Source organism: Neobacillus citreus (genome assembly GCF_018343545.2).
Classification (GTDB): domain Bacteria; phylum Bacillota; class Bacilli; order Bacillales; family Cytobacillaceae; genus Neobacillus; species Neobacillus citreus.
Genome location: NZ_JAGYPE020000121.1, coordinates 1 through 5,725, shown reverse-complemented (window position 1 = coordinate 5,725; position 5,725 = coordinate 1). Strand labels below are relative to the sequence as shown.

General features: G+C 40.6%; 6 protein-coding genes. 4 read left to right on the top strand and 2 right to left on the bottom strand.

All coding sequences use genetic code 11. The features are described from left to right. Positions 1-30 precede the first annotated feature (30 nt). On the bottom strand, positions 31-1,878 hold the full coding sequence (gene shc / locus KHB02_RS29255) for a squalene--hopene cyclase (RefSeq protein ID WP_213145265.1): 1,848 nt from the start codon (positions 1,876-1,878) through the stop codon (positions 31-33). A gap of 99 nt (positions 1,879-1,977) precedes the next feature. On the opposite strand from shc, the gene KHB02_RS29250 reads away from it, so the two are divergent. The 4 genes from KHB02_RS29250 to KHB02_RS29235 all read left to right on the top strand — a co-directional run bounded on the left by KHB02_RS29250 (position 1,978) and on the right by KHB02_RS29235 (position 5,242). After that, positions 1,978-3,096, top strand: coding sequence for a DUF2515 family protein (locus tag KHB02_RS29250; protein WP_213145335.1), 1,119 nt, complete (start codon positions 1,978-1,980; stop codon positions 3,094-3,096). Continuing rightward, entirely contained in the window at positions 3,029-3,475 is a 447-nt protein-coding gene (locus tag KHB02_RS29245) for a CBO0543 family protein (RefSeq protein ID WP_241114194.1), read from the top strand. Before KHB02_RS29250 ends, KHB02_RS29245 begins: the two co-directional genes overlap by 68 nt. Positions 3,476-3,674: 199 nt before the next feature. Continuing rightward, positions 3,675-4,115 carry a peptidylprolyl isomerase gene (locus KHB02_RS29240; protein WP_213120631.1) on the top strand — a complete coding sequence of 147 codons (441 nt, stop codon included), beginning with the start codon at positions 3,675-3,677 and terminating at the stop codon, positions 4,113-4,115. 374 nt (positions 4,116-4,489) lie between these two features. Further along, entirely contained in the window at positions 4,490-5,242 is a 753-nt protein-coding gene (locus tag KHB02_RS29235) for an exodeoxyribonuclease III (protein WP_213145266.1), read from the top strand. A gap of 59 nt (positions 5,243-5,301) precedes the next feature. On the opposite strand, the gene KHB02_RS29230 is transcribed toward KHB02_RS29235, so the two are convergent. Then, positions 5,302-5,439, bottom strand: a complete 138-nt coding sequence (locus tag KHB02_RS29230) for a hypothetical protein (RefSeq protein ID WP_213145267.1) — start codon at positions 5,437-5,439, stop codon at positions 5,302-5,304. Positions 5,440-5,725 lie beyond the last annotated feature (286 nt).

Sequence of the window (5,725 nt, the reverse complement as noted above, 5' to 3'; positions counted from 1 at the left end):
ACGACGGCTCAAGGAGTCCGTCGATTCTTATCATTGGTATTTCTTTTGATAGTGCGTTAAGGCGATAAGCGGGAAGATGTACCGGTAGCTGTGGTAATGGATATAGAAGGCTCCGCCCATTCCCTGTCCTTTTGGATATTCTGTTGTCCAGTCGTCTTTATCTAACGATTCTAATAGATATTCAATCCCTTTTTGAATCACGGGAATCGGTTTATCGGCAAGTGTAATCAAGGCATCAAGTGCCCATGCGGTATGGGTAAGAGTACTGAACCGGAGCGGAACGTAGGTCTTTTGGTAATCGCTGTGACAGGACTCTCCCCAGCCGCCATCCGGATTTTGAATGTTTTTTAACCAGTCCGCTGCTTTTTGTATACGTTGGTCCCTTTCTGGTATGTCTACTGCCAGTAATCCGGTGATAGCTGCCCAGGTTCCGTACGTATAGCAAATTCCCCAGCGGCCATACCAGGAGCCGTCGCGCCTTTGGTCTTTCCAAAGCCAGTTGATGCCATTTTTTATGACAGTATGGTTTTTGGGCAGATTTGTATAATTACCAAAGAACTCTAATGTTCTTCCAGTGAGATCGGCACATGTCGGGTCCTTTAGTAAAAACTCGCCTTTTTCTAACGGCAATAATTTCAACAAATTTGAATCGGCTTTTCTCTCAAAGGCTGGCCAGCCGCCGTCGTCATTTTGCATCGACAAGGTCCAACTGATTCCTCTCTCCCAAGCCGCTTTTTCAGAGGAGGCAATTCTTGAAAGTGATCTAAGGGAGGCGGTCGTGTCATCCACATCCGGCAGGATTGTATTTATATTCGAAAAGCCCCAGCCTCCAGGCAAGCTGTTGGGATTATGAATCACCCAATCGCCAAATTTATGCTGCTGGCGAGTTAAAAGGTAACGATTTGCTTCTGCAACCATGGTGTCTTCCGGAGATAATCCAGCTGATTGCAAGGCAAAACTTATTAAGGATGTATTCCAAACAGTTGCTGTTGTGTATTGCATATGGGGAAAACCGTTTATTTCACATTTCATGGACTTTAGTCCCTCAATCGCTTTGGTAATAACCGGGTCCGTTTTTTTATAGCCAAGTGAGAGCAGGGCAAAAATCATTAAGAAGGTACTGCTGTAGTAACTTAAAAATGTTCCGTCCGGTTCAATTCTGTCCAGCATGTATTTTTTTGCTCGTTCAAGTGCTAAGTTTCTGAGCTCTTCCGGGATGCCAATTAAATTCTCCACTCCATTTTCAATCAAGGATAACAACGAGCGCCATTCATCCGAACGAATCCATTGTTCGTCTGCCTCCCGGTGGATGTGCAGGTCGGTTAAGTCGGGAGCATTTTTAGCTTTTATCGATAACTTCTTGGAGGCAAGAATCATTATTGGTGTCAAATTAGCCCGCCCAAACACAGAAAAGGAATAGAAATTGATCGGGAAGTTAGTCGGCAAAAGAATAACTTCAATTGGCAGTGGTGAAAACGAAGGCCACCTGTATTGGCCAGTTAGGGCTAGCATGATTTTCGTATACGTACTAACCTCTTTTAGACCTCCATGGGCTAAAATAAATTTCTTTGCCGCCTGTAAATTCTTGTCTTCTTGTGAGTAATATCCGGAGAAAAGGAGGGCATAGTACGCCTCCAGTGTAGATGATACATTTCCATTTCCCTCATCATAAAAAAGCTTCCAAGCCCCGTTTTTTTCCTGCTTACTTAAAATCCGCCTGCAAAGACCTTCGATTAATTCTTCATCATGTATCTCCAATGTGCGTAATAAAATGATGGTATAAGCATCTGTTGAAATTCCTGTATCAAAAGGATAATCCCAGGAGCCGTCGGGAGATTGGTCTTTTCTAAGCCTGTCAATAATCCAATCGATACCCATTTGTATATCCACCTGCAGGTCACTCCTTTCTTAGGCAAAACTCCTTAGGCTATACATATTCCTATTGTGCAAGGACCATTCGTATTGGGGGTATTTGCCTTGTTTTTTTGGAGGAATCGTGACAAACCGCCGCTAGAAATCATCCGGGCAGAATTAAGAAAAAAAAATAAAGGGGCAGCTGTGGTCCAGATCCCGTTAACAGGGAGAGATCAAGTTCTTTTAGAAAATATAAAAAAGGTAACAGCAAAACATAACCTTAATAATGTCACAAGGACAAAAGCCTACCTTGATTTCTATCTCCAGTACCCAGATATCCAATGGGCGTTTTTGGGTCATATGGTTTCACGAAACGGCGGGTACAACATGACCGATTTAAAAGGGGAATTTTTAACGAAACTGCTATCAAAAAAAGAAAGAGATTCGTTTTTTTCTTTTTTGGAGAGAGGTAATTGGTTGATTTTCCAGGATGTTTATCCGCAATTTCTGCTTTATGAGGAAAGTCTGCGCAGGGGTAAACCAATGTTTTATATGCTTTCGCATTTAAATGTTTCGACCTTTATGGAAACGATTTGGAATCATTTTTGGGAAAATCATGACCGCTATATTCATTGTATTGCAATGGTCATTAACGAACAGAGTTACTTGGAAAAAAGGGTGGTTCAAAATCAGTTTTACCAGAAAGAAGTATTAAATAAGTTTGAATTTTTTCTACAGGACGTGCTTTCCTTCAACCATATTCTATTTCCTTATGGGGATGGCGGGCTGAAGGGCCAGACGCTTCATCAATTTGAATCCCTGCATGAACGGATTTTACTTGGGAAAAGGTTATATTCCGTTCTTTTTAAAAATAAAGATTTTCATATACAAGCTTTGGAATGGGCAAAATTGCATCCGCATACTGGATCGCGAAAGGATTATTGGCCGCATCTATTTAATAATGTGAATGAGGGGACACCCGGTATAACTTATCCGCTGCGTCTGAAATCCTGCAGGCTTAGGAAGGGAGCGAGAAAATTTTACAGCCCGAATCTTGAAAATGCCTGGAAAAATGTCACCCAGACGGAAGCGGAGCCTGGGGATTGGTTTGAAGACTGGCGTGTTGCGGATTATTTAGTGGACGATATGGAAATGATGGACGGGGAGATAAGGGATGAACTCTGTAAAACACTTGAACGACTTGAAATCGCAGCTCTTGCCAAAAAGACGATTAACTTTTAAGCATGTGTTGGCTGGCGGTGTGCTCGGCTCATTAATAGGGACTTATTTGGATCTTTATTTTGTAGGGAAGGGAATGTATGAGTTTACGTTTCGCCCGCTAGCGGACGTTTTTTCCATAAATATCGGGTTTACGCTGGTGGTACTTCCGATATTTATGGCCGTTTTTTTATATGTGATTGCTGGTTTGAATAAATGGGGGAGGATGGGTGTAATCCTGTTTGCCAGCTTATTAATGCCCATTCTAGAAAAATTAGCTGAGGTTCTTGGCTTGTTTAAGCATGCGGTGGAGTGGAAGCACATTTACACTTTTTTTTGGTATCTTTTATTTTTATCAGCGGTAACGACGTTTTTTCAATGGCTGGAAAAAGAAGAAAAATAAAAAAGCCGAGACAAAGTCTCGGCTGCCCCTTCCGTCCGTACAGTGGTTAAGTGTCCCGCAACAAGCGAATGTTCGGAAGGGGTGAGATTATTTTAACACACTCCTGTAAGAAATATAAATGGGCAAATGTGCCAATACTTTCTTTTCTTTGATGAAAAGTGTATGATTAAGATGATTTTTTACATAAGGAGTGTTATATATGGCTAAAAAAGGATACATATTGATGGAAAATGGCGCGAAAATCGAGTTTGATTTATTTCAAAACGAAGCGCCGGGGACAGTTGAAAACTTTGAGAAACTGGCGAACTCAGGTTTTTACAATGGAGTTATTTTTCACCGAGTAATTCCGGGCTTCGTATCTCAGGGGGGTGACCCTACAGGAACAGGAATGGGTGGTCCCGGCTACACTATCAAGTGTGAAACGGAAGGCAATCCACATAAGCATGTACCTGGTTCACTTTCCATGGCTCATGCGGGAAGAGACACTGGCGGCAGCCAATTCTTTATCGTTCATGAATCACAGCCGCACCTAAATGGCGTTCATACTGTTTTTGGGCAAGTAACTTCTGATCTTGAGGCTGTAAGATCAATGAGAAACGGTGACACCATGAAAGAAGTACGCGTTTTTGATGAAGAATAATTTTAACGGGAGAGCTGAATTTTAGCTCTCTTTTTCATTAGGACTAATAACGTGTAACAAGGGGAAAAACCCATTACCGCTGACCTAAAGAAAGGCTATTGCGATCGGCCATGTTGGAGTGACTGGGAAAGTCTGCTCGAATGGAATTTTGCAGTCGATGGACGAGTTTAAAAAGAAGAATATCAAAATTGTTCCTGTATCACAGCTTCTTGACAATCAATTAATTGAAAAGAAATTTATCCCCTAATAAAGGCAGCGATTCGTTGCCTTTTTCCATTTATTTTCTGAACAAAATCCTTTCCGTGTGGCTCCTAAAGCTGATACAATGACCTTTATTAAATAGAATAAGAGTCATAAGGGAGTAGGATCAATAAATGAAACTAGTTTCTTGGAATGTAAACGGTCTTAGAGCTTGTGTGAAAAAAGGCTTTTTGGAATATTTTCATGAAGTGGATGCGGATATCTTTTGTATTCAGGAAACGAAATTGCAAGAAGGGCAAATTAGTCTGGATTTAGAAGGCTATCATCAATACTGGAACTATGCCGTTAAGAAAGGTTATTCAGGTACGGCTGTTTTTACAAAAGCTGAACCGTTATCAGTTAAATATGGAGTGGGACAGGAAGATGATGAAAATGAAGGCCGAATTCTCACCTTAGAATTCCCTGATTTTTTCTTGGTCAATGTATATACACCAAACTCCCAGAGAGACTTAGCAAGGCTAGGGTACCGTTTGGAATGGGAGGTGCGGATTCTTCAGCATCTGCAAGAGCTGGATAAGATAAAGCCTGTTGTCTTTTGCGGCGATTTAAATGTTGCCCACATGGAAATTGATTTAAGGAATCCGAAATCAAATGTAGGGAATTCAGGCTTTACAGACGAAGAACGTGCTAAAATGTCAACCCTTCTGAAGGCAGGATTTGTCGACAGCTTCCGCCATTTCTATCCGGATAAAGAGGGAGCTTATACGTGGTGGTCATATATGAATAAAGTTAGGGAAAGAAATATCGGATGGCGGATTGACTACTTCATCGTCTCGCAAACTTTAAGTGAGCGTTTAAAAAATGCCGATATTCACGCTCATGTTATGGGTAGTGATCATTGTCCAGTAGTGCTGGAAATACATTAAGGATTAAGGTTAAAAAAACCCTTTGCCAGGGAAAGCTTTGGCAAAGGGTTTTTTTAACCTTAAATTTCATTAAGAGGTGTTCCAAGTTCGTCAAATTCAGGATTCTTATCTGAATCGGTTGAATTGCCTAGTTGTTCTTGAGCGCTTGAGTCGACGAAATCTGTATCATTATCTTTTTTCATTGGATTGAAATTCATATTAACAGCCCCTTCCTAGAGAAAAATTACTTAAGTATTTTTTCCTAAGCAGAAGAAAACTAAACGTTTTTAAAAAATAAAAAATACTATTTGAAATGAACTTTTATCATAGTTAAAAATAGCAGTTGACGAACATTCATTTGAGTAGTAATATAATCATTGTCGCTGATGCGAGATAGTTGGAAGAAAAGTTCTGTTTCATCAATTATCTTGATGAAGGTTGACAAAGAGAAGGGCATTATGTTAATATAACAAATGTCGCTAATCGATAGATTAGTAGATAGTT

Bases quoted from the DNA above. Each gene is read 5' to 3' on its own strand.
- shc (WP_213145265.1), bottom strand. From the start codon at position 1,878: ATGGGTATCGATTGGATTATTGACAGGCTTAGAAAAGACCAATCTCCC.
- KHB02_RS29245 (WP_241114194.1), top strand. From the start codon at position 3,029: ATGAACTCTGTAAAACACTTGAACGACTTGAAATCGCAGCTCTTGCCA.
- KHB02_RS29240 (WP_213120631.1), top strand. From the start codon at position 3,675: ATGGCTAAAAAAGGATACATATTGATGGAAAATGGCGCGAAAATCGAG.
- KHB02_RS29235 (WP_213145266.1), top strand. From the start codon at position 4,490: ATGAAACTAGTTTCTTGGAATGTAAACGGTCTTAGAGCTTGTGTGAAA.
- KHB02_RS29230 (WP_213145267.1), bottom strand. From the start codon at position 5,439: ATGAATTTCAATCCAATGAAAAAAGATAATGATACAGATTTCGTCGAC.